Below are 1,545 nucleotides of genomic sequence, written 5' to 3'. Positions count from 1 at the left end.
CAAAGTTTGTTCACAAAACTTTACCGAAGAAAAGATAAGATCGTTTTAACTATGTTAGAGTATTTGTTGCAACGGTTTTCCATGAGGTTAAATTTAAAGTGATAAATGAGTTTGAATAGAGAGCAGAAGAAAGAGGTTGAGGCCCTTATGACCATTTCCTCACAAGAGAAGAACGATAAAAAAGGTCATCGAGGACGCTTTAGAAAGCGTGACTGTGAAAAAATGAGATACCCTTCCCTAATAGGCAAGGAGCCAATCCAGAGGCAAGGATCGAGGTCAAAACAGGAAGTTTATGAAGAGGCATGGAGACTGATGGAGCAAGATCGCAAGACGTGTACTGCGGCAGAGGCTTCGTTTTCTGATATCGAGAAAGAGATGATCTATGCCAAGCTTTTGCCCATTAAACAAGCTGGCGGCGATTATCTTGCAGCTATAGATGCTGGATGGAAATCCTCCAGAAACAAAACTGGATTTGAACACATTCCACTTGCGGATTTTTGGAAAGATTATGTTACTTCTAAAATAAAGAATCGTGACTGGAAAAGGCAAAATACAATTACAGCGAATGATCGGATTTGGAGATTAGAAAAAGACCGTCTCTTTAAGCAACCACTTGGAATTTTTACTGATGCAGTTACGGGAAGAGGCCAGATCAAAGCTTTTCTGGAGCGGCACAAATGTAAATGGAAGGCACGGAAATCAGCACTATCGGCTCTAAGCTATATTCGCGGATTCTTAACTTATATCAAAGCTAAGACGGATGCTGGTGGAACGCTGTTGAATAAGGCGTTGATCAATGAGGTTTGTGATTATGAAGCTGTTCTCCCTGAAGGATTAGAGCCAGAGCAACCAAATCGAGCAGCAACACTCGCGCAAATATGCTCGCTCATTGATGCGTTGAGTCATGGCCTATATAGAACAAATAATCGGGGGCGAGAAGTTCAGCCAAAGGCTGCTGAAATAATACTTAAGTGTTTTATGGGCGCAAGATCTGAACTTGTTCATTTGTGGAATTGGTCGATTTGGAATCGTGAAACGGGACGTATAACTATTCCAAAAGAAATGACAAAAATGAAAACACACAATCAAGTGTTTAAGGTGTCAGAGATTCCATTTCTAGAGGAGTGGTTGTGGTGGGCTTGGGAGATTGACGGAAGGCCGAGTGATGATCAGCCCATATGCAGAAGTGGTCGAGGCGAAACGGAAAGGCTAAGCAAGAAGTGGATGAATATGAACAAACATATATTCAGCGTGTCACACGAAAACCGTTTATATGATCTGGAAACTGAAATCAAACCTGCCAAGACTCATCGTAATCATATAAGATCCGCGTTCATAACCTACGCACAGACTATGACAGGACTAGGAGCGGAAAGTATGGAAATAACTAGAGCGTCGATAGTTACCATTGCAGAGGACAAGCATTGTTGGGACAGCTACGTTGATCCGAATGCAGATCAAGAATCAGCGAAAAGGTTCTTTGAGTTAACGCCTGATAATTATAAGCAAATTCTCAAAGAAGAGATCGACAAAATTGAAGAATAT

Annotated in this window: 1 protein-coding gene; it reads left to right on the top strand. The window is 41.4% G+C overall.

All coding sequences use genetic code 11. The annotated features are described in order from the left end of the window. Positions 1-105: 105 nt before the first annotated feature. Positions 106-1,545, top strand: a 1,440-nt coding sequence (locus ABGY95_RS05055; RefSeq protein WP_347440610.1) for a hypothetical protein, incomplete at its 3' end; no start/stop codon positions are given.

This window comes from Rubritalea sp., from assembly GCF_039830215.1.
Lineage (GTDB): Bacteria > Verrucomicrobiota > Verrucomicrobiia > Verrucomicrobiales > Akkermansiaceae > Rubritalea.
The sequence above is the reverse complement of the archived record's forward strand: the minus strand, read 5'-3'. Positions and strand labels throughout refer to the sequence as shown.